Consider the following 22,167-nt stretch of genomic DNA (forward strand, 5'->3'; position numbering starts at 1 on the left):
GCGCAACCTTCCCCTGCACGACACCGCCCAGAACCGCATCTGGCTGGAGATCGTCCAGATCGCTCTCGACCTGCTGGCCTGGATGCCCATGCTCGCCCTGACCGGCCAGGCAAGGCTCTGGGAACCACGCCGCCTGCGGTTCCGTCTGTTCTCCGCGGCCGGCCAGCTCGTCACCACCGGCCGACGCCGCATCCTCCGCCTTGCCCGCCACTGGCCCTGGACCCAGGAGATCACAGGCGCCCTCGAACGGCTCACCCTCCTGCCGAACCCCGGCTGACCAGCGGATTCACCTGTCCCTACGAAAAGAGGGCCCAGCCCGGAGCAGTGGAACCCGGCGCCCACCCGACGCGACACTCGGGCCGTCAGCATGCCCACCATCCGCCACAGAAAGCGAAACGGTCCACCGACTCCGTCGGCGGACCGTCATGCAAGATCGAGGTTAGGTTGATGCAGCTCAGCACTGACGTACTTGACCTTATCCATCGCAACAGGTGTGGTGCTATCGCTGGATCGGCTAAAAGGTCGTCCGACCGCACCCTGCTTGGGCAGGGCGTACGACCTCCGCGCCGACCAACTCCTCTCTCCCTGGCCAGCCTGAAGACCGGCCGCGCTGCCGCCGTGGCCGCCGGGCTGACGCAGGCGATCGCCGACCGCGAACATGTCAGCCGGGCCACCGCCCGCCTCGCCCTAGCAAAGGGTTGCCATGGGCAAGCCTGGCGGCCACCCGGCGGAAACCGACATCTCGCTCACCACGATTCGAAAAATGATCAAGAGATCGCGGAGTGACTCACTCTTCATCCGCCGTACGTGGCCCTCATGTCACCTGCTGCCGAGAATACTGTCGGTTTCAACGAACTATCGGTAATGGCGTGGTTCAGGAGCGCTTACGATGCCGTTGTCGCAGTTCTTCGAGCCTTGCGCGGGCTGCGTCATCTCGCCTCGTCGGCGGGGTTGCATGTGCCGGACGAGGTACTTTGGGTGGCGTGGGCAGGCTCAGAGACGACGCTACGAGCGTGAAAATTTCTTCCAGATCAGCGGCGGCACGGTAGGCAAGACCACCCTTGTTCAACCCTCGAAAGCGCGAGTCGCTCCTGCGGAACGAGGCCCAAGCCCGTCCCTTTCGGGTGGCGACGCGACTGCGCTCCGCCTTCGAAGTGTATTCGATCTCGATGTCCAGGTCGCGTTGCTCGGCGCGTGACCACCAGGTACGCCACTGGGGGTCGTGGTGGACCATATCGACTACAGAGCAGGCTGCATCGAAATACGCCGCAGGAATGTCGTTGTCGCCGTGCAGAGCGAGGCTGAGCCAGGGAGCATCCCCTGTCGCAATGGCCATCGACTCTTCGGCTTCGTGCGTACAGAATCCAGGCAGTGGGCCCAGCCACGGTTCTCCGGTGGTGATCTCATAGGCTGCGGAGACAGCCTCGGCAAGGCTATCTGACTCGCTAAAGTCCCAGGCGCAGTCAGCCACCCGTTCCGGATTCTTCCGGATGTGCTGGAACCGTGAACTGCCCGCTGCTACAACCGCGAAGTGGAGATTGATGAGGGCGTCACCAACCAGCGGCGGGATCGACGCATCTGATGGATCATTCACATCTCGGACCGGAATTCCCGTGAGGGGATCACTTGCAAGATGCTGCAGATTTTCCGTCAGCATGTCGGCGAATTCTTCAACTCGAATCTTTCCCTGCCGTGCCAGGGCCTCCGTCAGTGCGGGAGTGGTTCGCTGGTTTGCCACGCCTCCGAGTAGGTCGATGAGGGACCAGAACTCTTCTTCTGTCATGGATTAGCCTCCTTTCCATCGACGAGTGCAGCGGGTGGGGCACCTTGGCGGCACCCCACCCGCCTATCGTTCATTCAGCCCTGTGCGCGCGGCACCTTACACGCAGACCCTCTTCGCCTGTCCTGGTGGGCAGTGACGATGCCTGGCCACGTACTTGAGAATCATGGCCGTTTCCCAGCTACGGGCGTTGAGCCATCCCGTCGTACGCCTCATCACGGTCCACCTACATCCAGTTGTGCCGTAGTACCTGTTGCAGGCGCTGATCTGACTTTGGGGCCTGCTCGTACCGACGCGAGATATCCCGTATTTCCAGATCTTGCCCTTGTGGTGGATCATGTAGCCGATGTACTTGGTGTTCTTGTACTTCTTGGCCGATTTGGAGTTCTTGTCCGGGATGGCGACGTTCGGACCGGGCAGGCTGATCGAACACCCGATTTGCCCGCAGATCCAGCTCGTCGCCAGAAGGATGATGTAGGCGACCAGGATTGCGGTTCCGACGCCGAGAAGGTACGGGACGGCCAGGGGAATGGCATAGCGGCCGTCCGCGTCCATGTAGTTGACCGGGTCAGTGGGATAACCGTAGGCGTTGGCGTTTCCCCCCACCACGGGGTCGGGAGAGAGGAAGAGCCCGGTTGCCGGGTTGTACACCCGGACTCCCGTGACCAGTAGACCGCCGAGGGCGTCGTTGGAGACGCCCTGGCCTCCGAGCCAGCTGTAGCGGGCTTGGGTCTGGCCGACCTTGGAGTTTCCGTACTCGTCGGCGTCCAGGGCGGTCGGTGCGACGCTGGTATCCAGAGGGAGCAGGAGGCCGACGTCTCCATGGATGTTGGTGAGCTGCAAGACTGTCCCGCCGGTCTTGCCGGTAGTGGCCGCCAAGTTGCCGTCGAGGCCGTTCACGTTGCGCGTCAGTGCGCCCGTGGCGATGTCCTCGGTGATCCAGCGGGGGCTACCGCCGTCGCTGTCGTAGTGGTTGATCTTGGATGCGGTCTGGGTCCAGGTGGAGCCGCTGCCGGTCTCGGTCTTCCACGAGCGGAAGCGCAGGCTGGCGTCGAGCTGCCAGGTCTGACGCTTTCCATTGTCGGTCTGCTGGTAGGCGAGGTCATTGGCGTAGTACGCAACCGTGCCACTGCCGGGGGTTGCGATGGCGCGGCCGAAGGCGTCGTAGGCATAGCCGGTGTCGACGATGCGGTCGGCACTGTCGTAGGTGTGGTTGGTGGCGGTACCGCCGACGGTGGGGCAGTCCAGGCCGGGGGCGCCGGCTGCGGTGGTCAGGGACTTGCGGTTGTTGCGGTTGTCGAAGGCGTACGTCCGCTTGGTGCAGACGGTGCTGGTCGTGTCGTCGACAGTTGTGAGGCGACCGACCTTGTCGTAGGCATAGGCCTGATTGGACCAGCCTGCGTGGGTGATGACCTGCCCGAGAATGGATCGGGTCACGGTGTCGGTCATGACGCTGACGCCGTCGCTGTCGCGAGTGTATGTGCGCTGGACAACTGCCCCCGTGGTGTCTTCGGTGTGCTGCAGGGTGTAGCCGCCGGGCAGCTTCTGAGAAATCACGGACCCGTCGGCGTCGTAGGTGGCCTGGAAGGCACCGGCGACGGAGTCGGTTGCCTTCGTGGCGAGGCCACGCGGCTCGATCGAGTGGTCGTAGGTGTACGTGACGGTCGAGGGCGAGTTGTCCGATGTCTTGGCCGGGCGGTCGAGCAGGTCGTACTCGGTGGTGGTGACACCACCGTCGGCGTCGGTGTACGAGATCTGGCGGCCGAGTTTGTCGTACGCCTTGCTGATGGTGCCACCGGTCGAGGAGGTCAGTTTCACGGGATGACCTGTCGCAGGGTCGTACTCCGTGGTGGATTCAGGGACGGCCTGCCCGATACCTCCAGTGATGGTCGTCTTGGTGGGGCGGCCAGCCGTGTCGTACTGGACTGTGGTGGTACGGGTGCTGCCGTTCGCTGTATCGCGTACCGCGGCCGATCGGCCCCACCAGTTGTACTCGGTGATGGTGGTCGGCACCTGGGACGGATTGCTGCCGCCGCCGGTAATGGCGCCGGCGGGTCCGGTGGAGCAGACCAAGTCAGCCCATTCTGGACGACCCTGGCAGGTGCCCGTGCCCGTGGCGGACCAGTAGGTGGTCACGCGGGTCGCGGCGTCCGTGCCAGTGGCTCCGGGCCGGAGCTGCTTGGTGACGCGCCCCTGAGCGTCGTACTCGGTCTTGGTGGTGATCGCCAGGCCACCGGGATCCTGCACGTTCTGTGTGGCCAGACCCCTTGCCCAGTCATAGGAGACCAGGGACGTCTTGGTCTCGCCGTGCACCGTGGGGTGCTCCCGGACCTGCGCTCCTACGGTGCTTTTGGTGAGCTGGTCCCTGACCGTCGCCGTACCGTCCGTCGGCCGGCCCGTGTCGTACTCGTTGACGACCCAGCTGCGGGCGGTCACCGGAGTGCCCGCCGGAACCAAGGTGGTGGTCCCCGACTTCAGGTCGGTGGTCAGATCGATACGGCGAAGTGGTCCCAGTTTCTCCATCTCGCGTGTGCCGGTCTCGTTGTAGAGCGAGGTGGCGGCCAGAAGGTTCGCCCGTTCGCCAACGGACAGCGATCCGATGCCCAGATCCGCCTGCACGGCCCGGTCTGCGGCACCGAGGCCGAGGGCGACGGCACGGTTGCCGGCCGAGAGTTCGCGGACGGTGTTGCCGAAGCGGTCGTACTCGGTGGTGCTGATGTACCCGCCCGGCGCGGCCGTGTTGACCTCACGGCCGGAGACACCCATGTAGGTGATCGGAGCGCGCGCGTAGCCGACGGCGGTCAGGGCGCTTCCGTCGTGCGAGGCGGGCACCACGTCCGCGGGGAAGACGGCAGTCGCATCGGTCGGGGCATCCAACTGGCCCCATGTCTTCACGTCCGACGCGCCCATCTTGTAGGGGGCGTTCGTGCCGGTCAGCGGAACGTCGTAGACCACCGAAGTGGATGCGGTGCCGGACTGGACGTCCCTGGTGCCCTGCTGAAGGCCGGAGCGGGACACCTTGAGCAGCATGCCGTCACCCGCAGTGGCGGCGTTACCCGCCTTGCCATAGGTGAACGTCCACGGCAGCTCCCCGGCCGGGGTCAGGCCCGTGACCCGCCCGGACGCATCGTAGGCGTACTCAGTTTTCAGCGCCGGGCTGATCTGCGGGTTCCACACCTGACGCAGACGGCCGGCCGTGTCGTAGGCATACGTCTGCACGGCCTTGGCGGTGGCCGAGGCGGCGCCGGGCTCGGTGGACCACAGGCGGATCTCCTTCACCTGGCGGAGGAAGTCGCCGAACTCGGTGGCGGTGGCGGTGGTGGAGGTGGCGTAGACGAACTCCAGTGCGCGGCAGCCCTTGGTCGACGGCGTCGTGGTGCACGTTCCGGCGCTCGTGGCGGAGGTCGGGGCGATGATCCGCTTGGGGCGGGCCAGTTCCTTGCCATCCACCGTGATGGTCTCGGAGACCACCGTGGTGGTGGAGTGGGTCAGGCCGTCCATCAGCGTGGAGGACACCTGCCAGGTCGCGGAGGCCGCGTCCGGCTTGGTGAATACGGTGACCGTGCCGTCGGTGTCCGAGAGCGTGAACGAACCGGTCACGCTGCCGGTGAGACTGAGGGACTCAGAGCCGGTCTCGGGAACCCAGCCGGTCTTGGTGGCGTTCGCAGTGAAGTGTGTCTCCGTACCCTCGACGTCGACGAGGGCGACGGCTGTGTCGGAGATCTGGCGGATGTGAGAGTAGTCCGACTCTGTCGCCTCGGCTACAGCGCCGGAGACCCACTCCTTGCCGAAGATCGCCGCCTGACCGTCCTGCTGGGCTCCCTTGTCCGGCGTCCGCGACGAGGCCGTGCGGGACATCGACAGGCCGAAGGCGGATGCGTCCTCGGCGGACAGCGTGTAGTCGCCGGTGAGGAGGTTCAACTCGCCTGGGCCCACCTCTTCGGCCGCTGCGCCGGTCGCGGTGCGGTCCACGATCACATCGATGGACCGGGTGCTACCCGAGGCGGAGTTCGGGCCGGTGAAGTCGGCCTTTATCTCGACCGCTCCGTCCGGGTTCACGGTGCCGGCGGCATTCCAGACCAGGGGGTCGTTCTTCCCGTTCACCAGCGGCACCGGCCAGGCAGTCAGCGGCGTTCCGCCGGCTGTGACGTCTCCTGTGGGGATCTTCGCCCAGGGGTCCGCCTCGGAGCGGCGCCAGGAGAACGACACCTCGTTGTACTTGCTGCCGTCGGCCTCCGCGACCAGCGGGAGTCGGCGGGCGGTGCGCTCGCCGTCACCGGGCTGGGCGAAGCCGCCGGGGCCAGCCTGGAAGGTGTACTCGATCGCCTCGGACTTGTTGTCGGCCTTGTCGACCTGCCGCACCTGGAGGATGTGGGTGCCGTCCTCGGGCGGGGCGATGCTGATGGCCTTTGCAGCAGTGGAGCCGCCGGTTGCGACCTTGGTCCAAGTCACGCCGTCCAGCGACCACTCCAGCCAGTTGTGGTCCGTACCGTTTGGGGTAACGGTGAACGTGCCCGCTTGGCCAACGCCCTTGACCCAGGCGTTCGACGGGTAGTCAGTCGACGTAATTCTGGTAGGGGCGGACGGCGCGGCGGTGTCGACCGTGAAGGTCTTCCATACCGACCATCCTGCATTGTAGTGCGTGCCGTCGTACGGTGAGGTGCGGAACTTGTACGTCTTGCCGTTGGTCAGCACGCCGGCAGGGACGGTCACCGAGGCGACCTGCCCGGAGGGCACGTACTTGGAGACGATGACGTCGCCGACTTGGGTGTCGGTGGCGTTGTCGTAGATCTGGAAGGTGCCGTTGACCTTGTCACCGTCGGCGTCGACGAAGGTGTCCCGCAACGTCGGGGTGGTGGTGTTCACCACGTAGGCGCCGCTGTAGGAGAAGTACGGAGGGCCGGCCTCCTGCTTGGTCCCGGTGCGCGGCCGGTAGTTGTAGTTCACCACCAGCTTCGGCGGGTTGGACGCGGCGTTGGCGGAGTTGACCCGCTTCCACTGCGCGATGATCGACTCGTCCGTGGCACGGATGCCCATGTGACCGCGGGTGGCCTTGGCGGAGGCCCACTCCTGTACCAGGGTCGTCACGTCGGCGTTGATCCAGCCGTCCGGCTGGGTGGGGCATCCGGCGTTGCCGCGCGTCTCCGTGGAGGTGGCCTTCTTCGCCGTCATCGTCGGACGGTTCGTCCACCGGCTTGAGGTGGACGCCGCGCCGGAGGCCCACACCTCCCACGGGTAGAGCTTGCAGTCGGTGTTGCCTGAGTGGAAGTTCCACAGCGACAGCTTCGCGTCCAGGACGAGGGCGTCCTGAATAGGCGTGGTGTTCCACGAGATGAACGACTGTGCCGTGCGCGGCGTGCCATCCGCGTTCTTCGTGCCCGGGTTGCCGAAGTCGAGTTCGGTGTCGGCGGACCAGTCCACCGTCTCGCCCTGCTGGACGTAGGTGTCGAAGACGTTGGACAGCGACGACGTGGACGGGTCCACAGTGACCGGGTACTGCGTGTCCGAGTCGGCAAGGAACTTCGCGTCCGGGGTGATGACAAGGTCGACGGTGGAGCCCTTTTGCACCACCTTCATACCGACCTTGGCCCGGTTCGTATGCTCGCCGGACCGCTTGTCGACGGTGGCGTCCCACATCACCGGTGCGGGCATCACGGCCCGCTTCTTGTTCTTCTTGTCGGTGAACGAGACGCTTCCGTTGGCCAGTTGCTTCACTTGCAGGCCCTTGGCCTTCAGAGGCAGCGTGTAAGTGTAGGCGTCCGACGTCGGGCGCTGCTTTATCTCGACGAACTGCTCGAAGCCGGTGCGCGTGGCCTCAACCACCACGTCCGCGCCAGGAACGGCGTTGACGTACTCCGCGCGCGTCCCGTCCAGCTTAGGCTTCGGCAACCCGCCCTTCCACTGAAGCGTGATCTGCTCGTCGCCCGCGCCGAGCGTCACCAAGTCAGTAGCCTTGGCCTCACGCATGGCCTTCAACGACTTTGCTGGCCTACCCGTCTTACCCGCGAGCCGCAGCCCTTCCGGGTGCGCGACTGGCTCAACTCCTGAGCCGGATTCGCGCAGTTCCACGTCCACATCGACCCACTTGCCGTCCCGCTGGAAGCGTATCGGGCCTGCAGTGAACTCGCCTGTGAGGCTGCCGTCCTTGTTCACCCACGTTGTCGACGTCTCGGTGCGCTCCGAGAGCGCTTCAACCCGCTTGCCGGACAGCCGTGCGGCGACTCGGGCAGAAGGTATGTCCGCTGCCTGGGTCGCTGTCGCCTTCTTCGACGCGTCCATGGTCTGGGTCGGCCCCGCTGCCCCCGAACTCGTCGCGTCGAGCAGCGTGATGGCCATGGCCAAGGCGACACTGCCCGCCGTCCAACGAACGGACCCCCCGCGCGATGGTCTCCCGCGCCGTCGTGGCCCGGGTCTGTGAACCGTCATGACTTTCCAACCTCTCACATTCTCATTGCCATCACCCATGTGATGGCAATGAGAATCTATGCATGAGGTAAAGATCAAAAACTATGACAAGATCACAGGAGACGGACGGCGGACACCTTGCAAGTTGAGTGATCTGGGTCACCCTGACATGCCACTGCCGCCAAAGAGGAGGTATCCACCGGTAGTTCATTGAGGCGTTTCAGTACCAGTCGTTCCGCACTGAGGGCAGCGGTGCCGCCTGACGACATCGATTCCGGCTACACCGGGACCTTCGGAAGATGTGGATGGTGGCGTACTGCCGCTCCGGGCTGGACGCCTACACCGCCGACGCACGGCTGGCCCTGCATTTCCAGATGCCCGGCGACGCCGTCGCCTTCGACCCGGGGCCAATCGGGTGCGTCTCGTCCCGGACGTGACCGGTGGGCCGGACCCTGGCGGTCCCGATGCGGCAGTCGTGGAGTTCACGGAGCGGGCGGTCGGCCGGATCATCAGGTGGACGGACACGTCGTGGGCGCGCGAGAGCAGCCGCGTCTGACGCGCCGACGGTGCCCAGGGAGGCACCTGGTATGTGAAGGTGCACCAAAACCAGCGTTTCCACGGCCGCGAGGTGCGGGGTCTGCGGACGTGGGCGTCGGCGCTGGGCGCGGCCGCGCCCCGGCTGGTGGCCGCCGACGAGGTACTGCGGGCCGTGTTGATCACCGCGGTGCCGGGCCGTCCGCTGCATGGCGTGGTCCTGGCGCCGGAGCGGGAGAAGGCGGTCTTCCGCCGGATCGGCGCGCTGGCCCGCCGCATCCATCAGTCCTGCCCTGCCCGTCCCGCTCCGGCCGGCAGCGGTCCGGCGATCGCCAAGGCGGACCGGCATCTGGCGGCGGCGCGGGCTCATCTCCAACCGGGCGACGAGGAGTTCGTTCGCGCCCTCGTCGCACAGGCCGAGCACCTGGAGCCGCTGGCGTGGGTGGAGACCCACGGTGACCTCCAGCTCCTTCATTAGGCAAGTCGACTGTCGGGTCCAAAGTTGTCGGAACTTTGCCATGCATCTTTGCTGTTGTGATGCCCGGTGACGACCCATCCCTCCACGTCCTCGAGGCCGATCACCCCAAAGTCTCCTGCCGAAGATCCGGCATGCGCCGGGCCGAACCTCGGGGAGGCGGTCCACGTCCTCCGCGAACAGCCCTCCGCGCGGGGCGGGCGCATCCAGTCGGGCAGTGCGGTCATGGCTTCGCCGGAGCGGTGCGCCGGGTCGGGAAGGCGGCGCGCGGCGGGGCTGTCCTACTCGGCTGGCAGACGGAGCATCGGTTCGAAGGCCGCGTCCTCCTCGCCCTCGACCGAAGGGAGGAAGCCGTCCGGGACGGTGCGGGCGGCCGTGGTGAGGAGGCGGGCCAAGACCTCGGGCTCGGTGGCCGGGGGCGCAGGGTAGCGAGGAGGCGGTCGCGGACCTCGGGGTGGTCCGGGTTGTCCTCAAGGTAGTCGGCGTTGAGCGCGGCGGGACGGAAGCCGGCCAGGGCGTCGTGCCAGGAGGGGAGGACGATGGCCAGGGTCAGGGCCTCGGCGAGGGACTCCGCGATGAGGGAAGCCTGGGCCTCGGAGTCGGTGTAGAGGACGGGGCGGACGCGGTCGGAGCCAGCCGGGCCGCAGAGGTAGTGGGTGCCTCCCGCGTTGCAGCCGGCCACGGGCTCCACCGGGAGACCGGCCGGCAGGGCGATCGACTCGATGGGGTCGGTCCGCGCGAGGTCGAACTCGCCGTCGCAGGCGAGGTAGGCCTCGACCTCGGGGTTGGCGGCGATCCGGCGGAGCAGGGCCTCGTCGGAGAGGGCGGCCGGGTTGAGGCCGCGGGCGGCTTCGGGGGTCAGGGGGTGGCCCGCGAGGACGTGGCGAACGGTGGCGAGGGGGACGGGCCGCCCGTAGTCCTCCTCGAAGTGCGCCTGGACGGCTTCGGGGGAGCGGTCGGTGAGGAGGTGGAAGAGGTGCCCGGAGCCGTCCGGGTCCGGGCTGCCCGAGGGGAACTCGATGCCCGAGCCGGTGCGCCAGGCGCTGCCGCCTGTCTCCCACCACAGGCAGGCGGTGACCCGCGGGGCGCCGAGGTCCTCGTCGACGAAGGCCGGGTCGTCCAGGAGCGGGCGCAGCGCGACGGGCACCTCGTCGATGACACCGGGCCAGACCTGTTCGTCGTCCGTGCCGTACGGGCTCATCTCCGACTCGTGGTCGAAGCCGCGGACGAGCACACCGGCCGGGGTGAAGAGGACGGAGAAGTCGTCCCCCGAGCCGTTGTCCATCAGGGCCGCCTCCGTCCCAGGCCCCCAGATGGTAGAGAAGGAGTAGCGGGAGAACCGCGGGTCGCGGCAGATCGCCTGGTCCAGCACGGCCAGCGCGCGCAGGTGCGCGCGGAGCTCGGCGGGGTCCGGGAGGAGGGCGGCGGTCGTGTGCACGGTGTCCATGGGCTCATGTAAGCAGCCGGCACTGACATCCAGGGCGGCGGTTCGGTCGCACCCGCTCTCTCACTCAGGGAACGAAAAGCCCAGCTCACGCAGGCGGGGCAAGCACACTGCGAGGCATTGCTCCACAGACGCGGCATCGGTTCGCACAAGGACGTCCTCGCGCAACGGCGCTCCACTGGCGACGAAGGTCCAAGGCCTGCCCCTCTCTGCCATTCGCTCAGCGTCGGCCTTGAACAGCACCGTTACGCCCTGTTCAGCCAGTGCTTCCATAATCGCGACGACGTCCACCGGCACTCTCCCCTCCCTAAGCGCTTCGAACGCGCCATCGGACGAACATACTCACTCCGGACCGGACCCTGGACACCGCCTGCATGCCCCAAAGTGACCGATCGGGGCGCTCTGAGCTGGAATATGCGACAACGCAACATGCGAGTTCACCGGTCAAGCCCGAGTACCCGCGAGGTCCCCGACGCCATGGCCCGACGCTGCCCCACCTGACCGCCCCGTGGTATGTGCCGAGCGGCCCTCCGTGCACGCAATCACTGCCGCCCTATTGGGCCACCTGGTGGGCGACCGTTGCGGACGCCGCGCGGCAGCTGCTTTGGGTCCGGCCGTCCCGGTCAACGGATGCCGGTGTAGGTGTGCCGAGGCATCTGTGCGTAGTGCTGCTCCTCGGCGGGGGGCGGCGCCAGGCGTGCCTCGTTGTGGGCTTGGGCTTCTTGCTGCTGCAGCCGGGGCTCTGCAGCTTGCCTCCTCCTGCGGCGTTCTTCATCGTGCTCGCGCAACTTGGCCTGCCGCCGGTACTCCTCGAGTCGTTCGTCTTTCATCAGCAAGTCCTTTCTTATGGGTCGCTGGTCACCGCACGCCGACGCGGGCATTCTGCTGAGCCTGCTGGGCGTTGTGCTGTGCCTCGTTCAAGCCGGCGGCCTTGGCCGGCGCGCTGTCGGGGGGTGCGGGATAGGCGGCGGCGTGGGCTTCCGCCAGGGCGGCGCGGGCTTCCGCTCCGGCCATCAGCGTCTGGCTCACTTCCAGAAGCCGGTTCTCCTGACCTGCGAACAGCTTTGCGAGGTCCTGGTCGCTCGGGGCATCCCCCTGGGGGGCGGGCCGGGCGGTCAGGTTGCCTGGATGGGGGCGCGTGGCGGAGCGGTCCCGGCGCGGCAGTTCCGGCGTCGTGGCCGGCTCGGCGGGTGCGGAGGGCGCGGGTGCGGTCGGTGTCTGCGCGTGCTCAGGTGGGGCGGGCACCGGGGCGCGAGCGGCGGCTCCTGGCTCCGGGACGGCTTCCGGCTGCACGGCCGGGACCGGGGCCTCGGGTGCCGAGGGCTCGGAAACAACCGCTGAACCCTTCTGCCTTTCGAGCAGGTTCGGCAGGCGTAGGTCGACCAGTTCCAGGCGGCTGGAGAGCTGGTTGCGGGAGGCGACGAGGATTTCGCGCGGCTGGAGCCCGTTGGGTGGCCCGACCACGTTGAGGGTCTGAAGCACGGCCAGGGCGCGCTCTGCCTGCGCATGGGTGAGGTGCAACTCTGGGGTCTCGCTCAGCGCGAGCGGCGAGGCAACCAGGTTGTCAGAGCGGTGGGTGACGAGACGCTCGGCCACGGAGCGGACGTGGTCGGCGGTGAGGTCCGCCTGCAAGGCCTCGGCAGTCAGCTCTGGCGGTCCCGCGAGCTCCAGTGCGAGGCGGTCCTTGACACTGTTGAGGTAGTGAGCGTCGCGGTGGAACGGGTTGTTCTCCACACGGCGTCGCAGGGCATCGATGAGGTCGAGTCGGGCTTCCACCGGGTGGTCGGTCTGCAGGCCAGCCACCATGTCGCTAGGCGGAAAGGTGGGCCGAGTGCCCCATCCTGGGTCACCGTCCGCTCCGGCAGCAGCGATCTCGTGCTGGGCGAGGAGGAAGCGAATCTGCAGGTCTGTGCGTTCCTGACGAGTGATGTGCTTCGCGCGCAGCTCTCGGCCGACGGTGCGTGACTCCTCGAAGAGCGCATCCATGTACCGCTCAGGAGGGTCGGTCTCGTAGTGGCCGAAGTCGCGAGACTCGTCCGCACTGAGAGTGCCGCGCATGCGTTCCAGGCGCTGCTCGGCGTAGTGGTAGATCATCGCGGCGATGTTGCGGCGCCCTGAGGCGCTCCGGTCCAGGTTGTCGTAGCGGCCCATGGCGGCCCGTGCCATCCCGGAGATCATCTCGAAGCCGCGGAGCTGGGCGGTCTCCACCATGCCGTGCAGGCGCACGTCCAGGGTGAGGCGGTGTCCGGCGCGGCGGGCGTGGCCGGCCAGCTCACTCAGGGCGGTCATCAGCTGCGAGGCCTCGTCCAGTGCGGGGTCGGCGGCCGCGCCGATGGACAGCGCGCCTTCCAGCTCCGCGTCGCCCGGGTCGCTCAAGGCCTTGCCGTCCATGGGCCCGGGGACGGGCACCGTCTTTTGGATCGCCCTGTCGAGTTCGCGGATGTGGGCCATAAGGCGACGGGGGGTGCCCAGGTCTTGCGCGTCGACCAAGCCGGCCGCTTGGGCCGCGTGCAGCTCGGCGGCCCGAACGAGGGTGCGCATAGCGCGTCCGCCAGGCGTATCTCCCTGACTCCAGCTGTCCAGATGGCTGCGTACTTCGGCCGCGTACCTGGCGATCAGGCTTGAGGCCAAAGTGGTGATGCGCGCGGCCTGGATCGCCATTTGGGGTGCGCGTTCAATCTGTGCGACGAGGTTCTCGAGGAGTTCGCTGACACGGCGATAAACCTGGACAAGGGCCACAAAACCGGGCTGGCTGTAGTAATAGGCCTGATTTTCGAAGACCGTGTCCATCACCGTGTCGAGGCCTCTGAGGTCGCGTGGGCCTGCCGGCGGGAGCGCGTCGGGGTCGTTGAGAGCGCTCGCGCGTCGCATGCCCTGCTGGAGGTTCTCCAGCCGGGCGCGGCGTTCGAGTAGAAGATCCAGCTCCTGCGGAGAGAGGTCGGCTTCCAGTTCTCGAATGGTTGTCGCGGGTACGGGCTGTGGATGTTGTGGCGTTGTCATCACGTCTCCGGCGTCAGGACTGGCTGGGGGTGAGCGCGGTGGACTGACCGGTGGCAAGGGCATTGGCTTCGGCTTCTTTGTGCGCGGTCTTTCGAGCGGGGACGGCGGACGCGCGGTCTGCCGGTTCGGACCCACCATGGGGCCCGCTGCGCTTCTTCTGGTCGGCCGCGATCTTGCTGAGGATCTGTTGGATCCGATCAGCGTCGAGTTCGCTGACGCCGTCTACCGCGGAGTCCGCCGTGACCGGTGCGGGGCCCTTCGTGGCGGTCGGTGCGGACGCCGGTGAGGCAGGCTCTGTACGCATGCTGGGTGGGGCCGCCGGCCGTGCGAGCAGCGCGTCGATGTCGGCGGGACGTGCCAGGACGGTCCGCGGTGCATCGGCCCGGTAGGGGCCAAGGATCTGCTGCTGCTCCAGGCGGTGCAGGAGCCGGTCGGCTCGCTCGGCGCTGACGTTCATGCTGCGCCGCAGCGTGAGGGGCGAGGCGTTCTGGTGAGCGGTGACCGTCAGCGCGGCCTGCCGCAACTGGGCTGGCGGAATGGGTCCGTGCGGGTCCTGCCCGGTGGGCACGGAGCCGATCAGGCGCTGCCGGTAGGCCCAGAACACACCGGTGAGGAGGTCGGCGGTGGGATCGTAGGGGTTGGCGTCTTCGCCGGTGTGCTGGTCGGTATCGCGCAGTTCAGCGACGCGAGCGGCCAGCCGGTCCAGCAGGAGGCCGTGTGCGGCGATGAGGTTCGGGACGGGCGGGGCGCCTGCGATCAGACCATTATCGGGCAGGAAGTCCGACCCCGGGGGCTGGCCCTGCAGTTGTTCGTAGCGGGCGCGCCAGCGGGCCCGGTTGATGATCCACTGTTCCTGCAGTTCACCGCGTTCGTCGAGCGTGGTGGCGGGTGACGCCATGCGTCGCTCGAGGTCGCGCTCGATGTGCGCGAGATCCTGCATGCGCCGGTCGAGTCGCACGGCGCGCGGGGTGGGCAAGGTGTCCGGGGTCTGGCCGCGGAGGCGGGCCACGGTACGTTCCAGCCGGTTACGCAGGCCGCTGAGCCGGAGTTTGGAGGCGACGGTGGCCAGGCCTTCGAGGACGCGGACGAACGACGTCTTGGCCCGGTTCATCAGTTGCTCGCCACGCGGTCCGTGCAGTCGGCGTATGGCGGGCTCGCCGGCGTCCATCTGGGCCACGAGGTCGGTGATCTTCTCGTAGAGGGTGCCGGGCAGTCCGATGGAGTAGGGGCGGAGCGCGGCGAGCGCTTCGAGAGCGCTGTGGTGGGCAATGCTCAGATCGGCCACCATTGGCGCCTCGTCGGCGGGCGGAAGTTCGGTGGCGGCCTGGGCAATGTCCGCGAGTTCGGCCCTCTCCTGGGCGAACGCTGTTTCGAGTTTTTGCCAGCTCAGCTCGGGGTCGACGGCTTCTTCCTGGATCCAGGAGCCGTCGTCGTTGCGAAGGACCCAGATGTGGTCGTCGTCGGCGAGGACGTTGAGAGCGAGGTCCGGGTGCCCTGCGGTGTACAGGGCCACCGCCTGCTCGGCGCGGTGCCGGATCCGGTTCTCGGTTCCGTCGGGGCCCTGGGCGATGGTGTCGAGGAGGTCGGCGAGCTGGCTAGGGGTCGGCTGGGCGGGGAACTGCAGCGGGAGGATGCTGCGCACCGCTGCACGCCAGGTCGGGCTCAGGGGAGCGCCGAGTAGTCCGGCGGCCTGGGCGGCGCGCCATTCGACGGCGGCAAGCAGTTCCGGGCCGGTCATTTCGACGAAGCGGCTGTAGGACATGCGGAGTGAGTCGGACCGTGCGGTGCCCAGCCACACCACGACGGTGGGGTCCTCGCTGGTCTGGTCGTCTCCTGAGGTGCTGAGGTCGATACCGTAGACGGTTCCCAGTTTCAGGGGTTGAGGAAGGCGGTCGGGCTCGGGGCTCTCGGTGGTGTGCTGGCCGAGGCGTTCGTGCACGGCCGTGTGCAGGGCGTACGCTGCGGTGGTGCGGTCGGTGTGCTCCACCGGCGGCCCGTCGGGGTCGACCGGTGAGGGCAAGAACATGCTCAGCACCAGTTCCCCAGACGCGGGGGCGGGTCCGCTGACCGGCGGGCTGGTGGCTGTCAGGGGGCCGCTGGAACGTGTCCCGGCCGGCCACTGCCCGGGCCGGACAGCTCCTGCGTCTGCGCCGGATGCGGTCCAGGAGGGTGCCTCGGAGGCGGATTGACGCCTGCGGACGTGGGAGTCGTTCGCGAAATATCCCTCGGGGTCCGCTGCTAGCAGGTCCACGGCCGGCTCGTAGACCTTGTTCTCGTCGTCCTCGTGGTGGCGGCCCGGCCCGAGCAGCACCGCCGTGGCAGTCATGTACCCGGGGATGCCCCACTCCTGGTGGAGCCGCTTCGCCCAAGTCAAAGCGGCCTGCTGGAGCGCGGTCGTGTCGCCGGGCGCTTGGAGTTGCACCGTCTGGTGGATGTAGCGCGCGGCCTCGGCGGCCAGGAACTGTGTGCGGGGGAAGAAGTTGCCGGAGAATGTGTGGTTGACGCGCTCACCGTCGTCCGCGTTCTTCAGCAGGACCGCTTCGACCGCGGCGTCGAGAAGTGGCTGGCGCTGTTCGAGCGCGCGCAGCACGGGCGCCGCTCCGTCGCCGTTGGCCTCGACGCCTTCCTCCCACAGCTTCGCGGCGTCCTTGGCATCCGGAGCGGTGGTCACCGTCGTCGGCTGGGGGGCCTGCACCAGCAGGTCGAACTTGTCGAGCAGTACCTTGCGACCGCTCTCGTCCGCGTCAAGGAAGGCGATGTGGGGGCGTGGGTTGTCGGTGTCGAGGCCTCTGAGGACGGTGAGCTGGCGTTCGGTGAACGCGGTGCCCATGGGGGCGCCGGCCACGGGCCGCTGCTCGATCGGCAGGGTGGCAGCCGCCCGTGCGACGGCGATCACGTCGAGGTAGCCCTCGACACTGACCCGGGGCCCGCTGCTCTGGGCCAAGGCCTGCGCCTGCGCGGGGTGGTGGAGACCGAAGACCAGATCGCCCTTGTTGAATAGGTGGGCGTCGTTGGAGGTGTTGAGGTACTTCGGTCCCCCGCGCTCCTTGGCCTGTTCCTCCGTCTCGCCGGGCCGGTCGACGCGCCGCCCGCTGAAGCCGACGATGCCCCCGTTCTCGTCGTGGATCGGGAACATGATCCGGTCGGCGAACGCGTCGATGAGCGTGCCGTACTTGCTGCGGGTGGCGAGGCCTGCGTGAAGGAGCTCTTCCTCGCTGAACCCCCGGGCTGTGAGCTCGCTGACCAGAACGTCCCAGCGGCCGGCGCCGCGGTCGGAGGGCGCGTACCCCAGTCCCCACTCTCGCTGCACCTCGGTGGGCAGCCGCCGTTCCTCGGCCAAGTAAGTGCGAGACAACTCCGCGTTCGGATCGTCCCGGAGGCGCTCGGTGAAGACCTGCGCGGCCACGCGATTCGCAGCGAGCAGCCGCTCACGTGGCACGGCAGCCCCTTGCGTCACGTCGGCGCTGGGCAGGGCGCTCTGGCCGACGTGGGATGTGTGCTCAAGGTCGACGCGATAGGTAGCCAGGCCCTGATCCGGGTGCTGGCGTATCGCCTCATGGAGGGCGGGGCGGAGTCGATCCGCGATCTCGCGATCGCGCACCGCATCGCCGCTGGTCTCCAACGTGATCACGACGGTGCGCTCAGCGGTGACGACACCCGTCGCCGCCAGCGTGAAGCCGAGCTCGGTCAGAGTGGACTGGGCAAGCTGTGTCAGCTGGTCGACGGGATCGGCCGGAGCAGGCAAGGGTCGTTCGGTGAGCGCGGCGGTGGAGGGCTCGCCAGGCCGGGGTCCGGCCTGCTCCTGTCGCGGTCCTGCGTCAGGAAGCGAGGCGGTGTTGCCCTCGGGCGCAGAGGCACGTGTTTGGGCCGACGACGCTCCCTGTTCTGACACGGTGCCGGGCTCCGGGGTCATGGGGGTCTCCTCCGCCGGGGGTGCGGCGACCGGCGCAGGCGTGGTCTGCTCCAGGGACTTCGTCATGGTCGCGGTCTCCGGTGCACTGGAAGCTAGGGGCTGGGCGGAGTCGGTGAGGCTCTGCAGTGCGGGCGGCAGTGGTGCGGTAGCTGTCGCATGGCCGGACTGCTGCACTTCGGCCGGGCTTGCGGTCCCCTCATCCAGGGGTGTGGCCTTCGCCGCAGACGCGGAGGAGACGTAGTCCAGCAGAGGACGACCTCCCTCATCGCTTGCGTTCAACCATGCCGTGACAGCCGTCAGCAGCGTTTCCGGAGCGACCGCGGCGAGCTCGTGGTCCCGGATGGAGACCACCCGTGCGTTCCCCGCTTCATTCACGGCAGTAACCCCGAGGCGAAGCACGGACGTGGGCGTGTCCGCCTGGTCGACCTTCGCGTAGACCGGACGCCCGTGGAGGTGGGCGAGTATCGAGATGTTCGGGTCACCGGCGGCGAGGCGAGCTTGTGCCTCGGCAAGCAGGCGGGGGGCGGCCTCGGCCGCGGACATGATGCTGTCGCCGGGCACCTCGAAGACGGGCAGCGCAATGTCGTCGTTATGGTCCACAGCCATGGTGGTGGCCTCCTGTGCCGCATTGGGTACCGGCTCGGCGGGGTTCGGCACGCCGCCAGATTCGGCTTGCTGGGCGATCTGCTGGGCGCGGAGCGTGAGGTACTGGCCGAGTTCCATCTCGCCGTCCTCGGTCTGCTGTCCGAAGGCGAGGAACTGCCCGTCACCGGCCCATCCGTACAGATTGCGCAGCAGGTCGATGCTGCTCGTGAGCGCGGCCCGAGCGAAGAAGATCTTCGCCATGGTCATTTGCCCGCAGCGGATGTGGTGGCCCAGCCGCTGTGCAAGGTGCGTGCGCTGACCGTCCTCATCTCGGCCCGCGTTGATCGCGGTCTGCAGCGCGAGCAAGGCGGTAAGGCCGGGTATGCCGAGGTCGCCAGTGGCAGCCAGGGTGGTTGCAGCTTCCGCTGCTGCCGGGGTACCCGCCAGCCACTGTTCGTGTTCTTCGAGGTCTCTCAGCAGGGCCTCGTGGGCTGCCGTGTACGCAGCCGGGTCGGGATACGGTGCAGCCGCCCCGAGTGGCAATTGCGCTGCTCGAGCGCCGTTTTGGCCCTCCTCAGGTACGGCGGCCGGTCGGGATTGTGGGCGGTTCTCGGATGCCGGTTCGGCGTTGTCCGGCCGGTCGTTGCCGGGTGGGGCAGCGACCTCCGCTGCGGATGAGTGCAGGTCGGTATGAGTCTCCTGGCGCTCCTGGTCCGGTCTGACAGAAGGGGGTGCAGCCTCGACCGGGTGGACGGAGGCGTCGACTCCGTCCATCGGTTCGATCTGCCCCCCTTCTGGTCCGGGGAAGGTTGGAAGCGACCCAGCCGGGTTGGCCAAGGCGGGGCCTCCGGTCGTGCTCGGGGCGGCTGATGCTGCCGGGAGGGGGGCCAGGGAGCCCTCGTCCTCTCCGCTCATCTGCTGGGGCGCTTTCTCGGCCTGCTCGCTTGTCCCGGGTGGATCCTGCTCGGCCTGGTCCAAGTCCCGGCGGTCAGGTTGCTGAGGGCGTGTGCTGTCATCTGCCGCAGGCGGGACGGTTGTCCCGGGCACAGCCCCGGCACCGTTGATGGGCGGGCTCGCCTGTCCGGTCGTCTGGTCGGTGTCTGGTGGCTGCGGCCCGGTGGTCGAACGTGCGCGCGGCACCTCGTCCTGCACCTGCGCAGAGGCGGACGGCACAGCAGCCGGGCCGTCCTGGCCAGTCGTGACGGCGGCCGGGGCGGGCGTCGCCTCACTGCCGGCCGGGGCAAGGTCAGCGCTCTGGGGGTCGGCTTCTTCGGCGGCAGCGGGCGGAGCGGGAGTCGGCCGGGGCTCGACGGCGCGCCAGGTCCCGCGGAGATCCGCCGCGGTGTCGACCGTGTCGCTCCGGCCCAGCGCGTACAGCCGCAGGGCGTTGGTGACGTACTGAGCGGCCTCTGCCACGTTCTCCGCCGCGGGGAGATCCGGGTAGGCGACCGCCTTTCTACCCAACGGGCGAAACCGGCCCGTCCAGCCTGCGGCGTCTTCCAGCACATTGACGATTCCGTCGGCGTCCAGGCCGTAGGCCGTTGCGTGCTCTCGGACCGCGAGGCAGTAGGTAATGACGATGCCGCGTACACGGTCCCGGTGGACGTCATCCGACTGCGAGCCCTCGATGGTCTTCCACTGTGGACTGCGGACGTTGGCCACGTAGTGGTCCGTCGCCTCCTTGCCCGCCTCCTCCAGTGCGCCGCGTAGGTTCCGAACGGCGCGGGCCGCGTACAGGCGGGTGACGGGATCGGTCAGGGACTCCAGCGCCGCGGCGGCGTTCTCGTCGTACTGGGCCAGCGGATACTGATGTGTCCAGGTGCTGCTGTGGTCGGGGCCTGCCGCCAGGGCTGCGACGTCGCGCGCAGCCGACCGTGCAGCTCGTTCAGCGGCCTTAGCGCCCATGGCGTAGGCGCCCCGGGCACTCTCCCCGCTGGGGCGCCCTCCACTCTTGTACCAGTCGTCGGACAGGGGCGCCGGGGCCGGTGGCTGCGGGGCTTCAACGCTCTCTTCGAGTGCGGGAAGGGCGTGCAGGGGCGCGTAGTCGATCGGCGGGAGTGGTGCCTGTTCAACGGTCTCGACGTCTCGGGGCGCGGCCGGCAGGTCCCGGTTGTGATGGGCGTACCAGGCGAATCCGCGTTCGGAAAGCCGGATCTGCTCACCTACGCGCTCGGCCAACTCCTCATCCAGCACGGCGTTGATGCGCTGCGGGGAGCCGACTGGGTGGACCGAGCGCCGTGGGACCCGCTGCATGAACCGGCCGCCGACTTCCGTGATGTTGCCGCGCGCGATCTCGTCGAGGATCTGCTGTCGCGCCTGGGAGTAGCGCGGGAGCGCTTCCTCCGGCGCACTGGCGGCCACGTCCGTTGCCGTGCCGTCCTGGGGCGGCGTCGGAGCTGGCGTCTGCACGGAGAACAGCTGGGTTTGTTCCTGGACGCTGGGGTGGAGTGTGTTGGTAGCAGGATCCCCTTGCGGCCCGGGCGGCTCTACGAGCTGCGCAGGAGCCTCGTGATCGTCCCAGGACGCCGAGGATGCCTCGGCCAGGCCGAAGGGGGCGTCGGCCGACCCTGCCGGCTCGACCGGTTCGTCGCCGAGCCCTTGAGTGCGGACCTCGGCGGCGGGCGGGTCGTTGATGGTGTCGGACGCCGCGCTGGGACTCGTCGTGGAGGAGGTCGTGGTTGGCTGTGGGGCGTTCTGTTCTGGTGTCGACGACAGTTCGCCCGAGGGCACGTCAGCCGCACGCTCGTCGCCACCGCCGACGTCCTGCCCCGCCTCAAAGGCCACCTCTTCCGCGACGGCACCATCTGGGCCCGGGGTGGGGGTGACGTCGGACCGCTCACCACGGCTCATCGCCGCCCAGCGCCAAAGCCGCTGCGCCAACTGCGCCATGTCAGCGTGCCGGGCGGCATCCTCCGCGCTGATCCGGGGGATCTGGCTTTCCTCCAGCAGCACCGGCTTCACACGGGATGCCCGCATCGCGTGACGGTCCAACGGCGGCAGCCGCCGAGCCGCCGACTTACGCTCCTCGTTGTTCATCCCCGGCTGGCGCGACGCCTTGTACCGCGCCTCATAGGCGGCGCGCTCATCCGCGTGCAGCCCCTCCGGGTACAGCGTTGCGAGGTACAACGCTTCTCGCCCCATGTCCGAGGGATGCAAGAGGGTCGAGGTCTGCCCATCGCTGCCGGTCACGAGGAACCCGGCCGCGCGCAGCATCGCGACCCGATCAGCGTTTACCTTCCGTCCCGCCACGACGCGCCCGTCAGCGATTTCCTTCACCAGACGCGGGGCGCCGGTCTCGTCCAGCCACAGGCGCCCCTGGTGTGCGTGGGCCAGGTCCGCGGCGAGTGCCGGCCACCAGCCCAGTGCGGGCACCGCACTCTCGGCACGCCACTGAGCGCCTTGCAGCAGCTCACGGTTGGCCGCGTCCATGCGTGTCACGGCGGTCAGTTCCCTGTCACGCTCCGCTTTCAGCCTTTCGAGCTCCGCCTGCAGTTGCTCACGTGCCGCCTCCTGCCGGGCCCGCTCGGCAGCAGGCTTGAGTCCGTCGAGGACCTCCTTCAGGGCATCGGCGGTCGTGACGACACCCGCCGCCCGCTGGGTTTCTGCCGCTGCGCTGATTACCTCGGACGCGTGGTGCTCCAGTCGCGTCCTCAGACCGTCGGCGTGCGCCTTCCTCGCCATGCCGTGATGACGTTCAGCATGGAGGTAGTGGGCATGGGCGGCGTGCATGACCGCCTCCAAACGCTCCTCGTTCCGGGGCGAGGACTGTGCCGCGGCTCGCTGCGCTCCGTTGGCCGCCTCGTCCGCGTACTGGAAGGCCTGGTCGGCTACGTCCATGAGGGCGGCGAGGTGACCTTGTCGGTCGAGCTCACCTGGCTGCTCGCTCACAGATGCGGGCGTGTCGCTCCCCTGGCCAGAGCCCGTGGACACGGGGGTGGTGTGCTGCGTCTGCTGGGCGTCGGCTTGCTTCTTCGGCGCGGTGCCCTGCTCGTCCAGCTCCTTATCTGAGGCGAAATTCGTCTCGCCGCTCG

At 68.2% G+C, this 22,167-nt stretch carries 10 protein-coding genes; 3 read left to right on the top strand and 7 right to left on the bottom strand.

The features are described 5' to 3' along the window. Positions 1–277, top strand: a 277-nt coding sequence (locus tag ACFQ9Z_RS35805; protein WP_383029997.1) for a transposase, incomplete at its 5' end; no start/stop codon positions are given. Between the two features lie 597 nt (positions 278–874). On the opposite strand, the gene ACFQ9Z_RS35810 is transcribed toward ACFQ9Z_RS35805, so the two are convergent. Both ACFQ9Z_RS35810 and ACFQ9Z_RS35815 read right to left on the bottom strand, forming a co-directional pair. Then, positions 875–1,783: a DUF4240 domain-containing protein gene (locus ACFQ9Z_RS35810; RefSeq protein ID WP_383029999.1), complete on the bottom strand. Its 909-nt coding sequence runs from the start codon at positions 1,781–1,783 to the stop codon at positions 875–877. A gap of 96 nt (positions 1,784–1,879) precedes the next feature. Beyond that, positions 1,880–8,116, bottom strand: a complete 6,237-nt coding sequence (locus ACFQ9Z_RS35815; protein ID WP_383030003.1) for a DNRLRE domain-containing protein — start codon at positions 8,114–8,116, stop codon at positions 1,880–1,882. Positions 8,117–8,484: 368 nt separating this feature from the next. Between ACFQ9Z_RS35815 and ACFQ9Z_RS35820 the strand changes: the two genes are divergently transcribed. Continuing rightward, on the top strand, positions 8,485–8,622 hold the full coding sequence (locus ACFQ9Z_RS35820) for a hypothetical protein (RefSeq protein ID WP_383030006.1): 138 nt from the start codon (positions 8,485–8,487) through the stop codon (positions 8,620–8,622). A gap of 152 nt (positions 8,623–8,774) precedes the next feature. Continuing rightward, the gene (locus ACFQ9Z_RS35825; protein WP_383030008.1) at positions 8,775–9,197 is read left to right on the top strand and encodes a phosphotransferase; all 423 of its coding nucleotides are present in this window, start codon (positions 8,775–8,777) and stop codon (positions 9,195–9,197) included. Between the two features lie 220 nt (positions 9,198–9,417). Here the strand turns inward: ACFQ9Z_RS35825 and ACFQ9Z_RS35830 are convergent, their stop codons facing one another. From ACFQ9Z_RS35830 to ACFQ9Z_RS35850, 5 genes are all read right to left on the bottom strand, one after another. Continuing rightward, a complete protein-coding gene (locus ACFQ9Z_RS35830) occupies positions 9,418–10,641 on the bottom strand; it encodes a hypothetical protein (RefSeq protein ID WP_383030010.1) in 1,224 nt (407 codons plus the stop codon). Positions 10,642–10,701: 60 nt separating this feature from the next. Continuing rightward, on the bottom strand, positions 10,702–10,929 hold the full coding sequence (locus ACFQ9Z_RS35835) for a hypothetical protein (protein ID WP_383030012.1): 228 nt from the start codon (positions 10,927–10,929) through the stop codon (positions 10,702–10,704). 332 nt (positions 10,930–11,261) lie between these two features. Further along, positions 11,262–11,468, bottom strand: a complete 207-nt coding sequence (locus ACFQ9Z_RS35840) for a hypothetical protein (protein WP_383030015.1) — start codon at positions 11,466–11,468, stop codon at positions 11,262–11,264. A gap of 28 nt (positions 11,469–11,496) precedes the next feature. Further along, positions 11,497–13,638, bottom strand: a complete 2,142-nt coding sequence (locus ACFQ9Z_RS35845; protein WP_383030018.1) for a hypothetical protein — start codon at positions 13,636–13,638, stop codon at positions 11,497–11,499. A gap of 13 nt (positions 13,639–13,651) precedes the next feature. Next, positions 13,652–22,024 (bottom strand): toprim domain-containing protein, encoded by an 8,373-nt coding sequence (locus tag ACFQ9Z_RS35850; protein ID WP_383030020.1) that lies wholly within the window; start codon positions 22,022–22,024, stop codon positions 13,652–13,654. Positions 22,025–22,167: the final 143 nt, after the last annotated feature.

This window comes from Streptomyces sp. NPDC056580, from assembly GCF_042793175.1.
Lineage (GTDB): Bacteria > Actinomycetota > Actinomycetes > Streptomycetales > Streptomycetaceae > Streptomyces.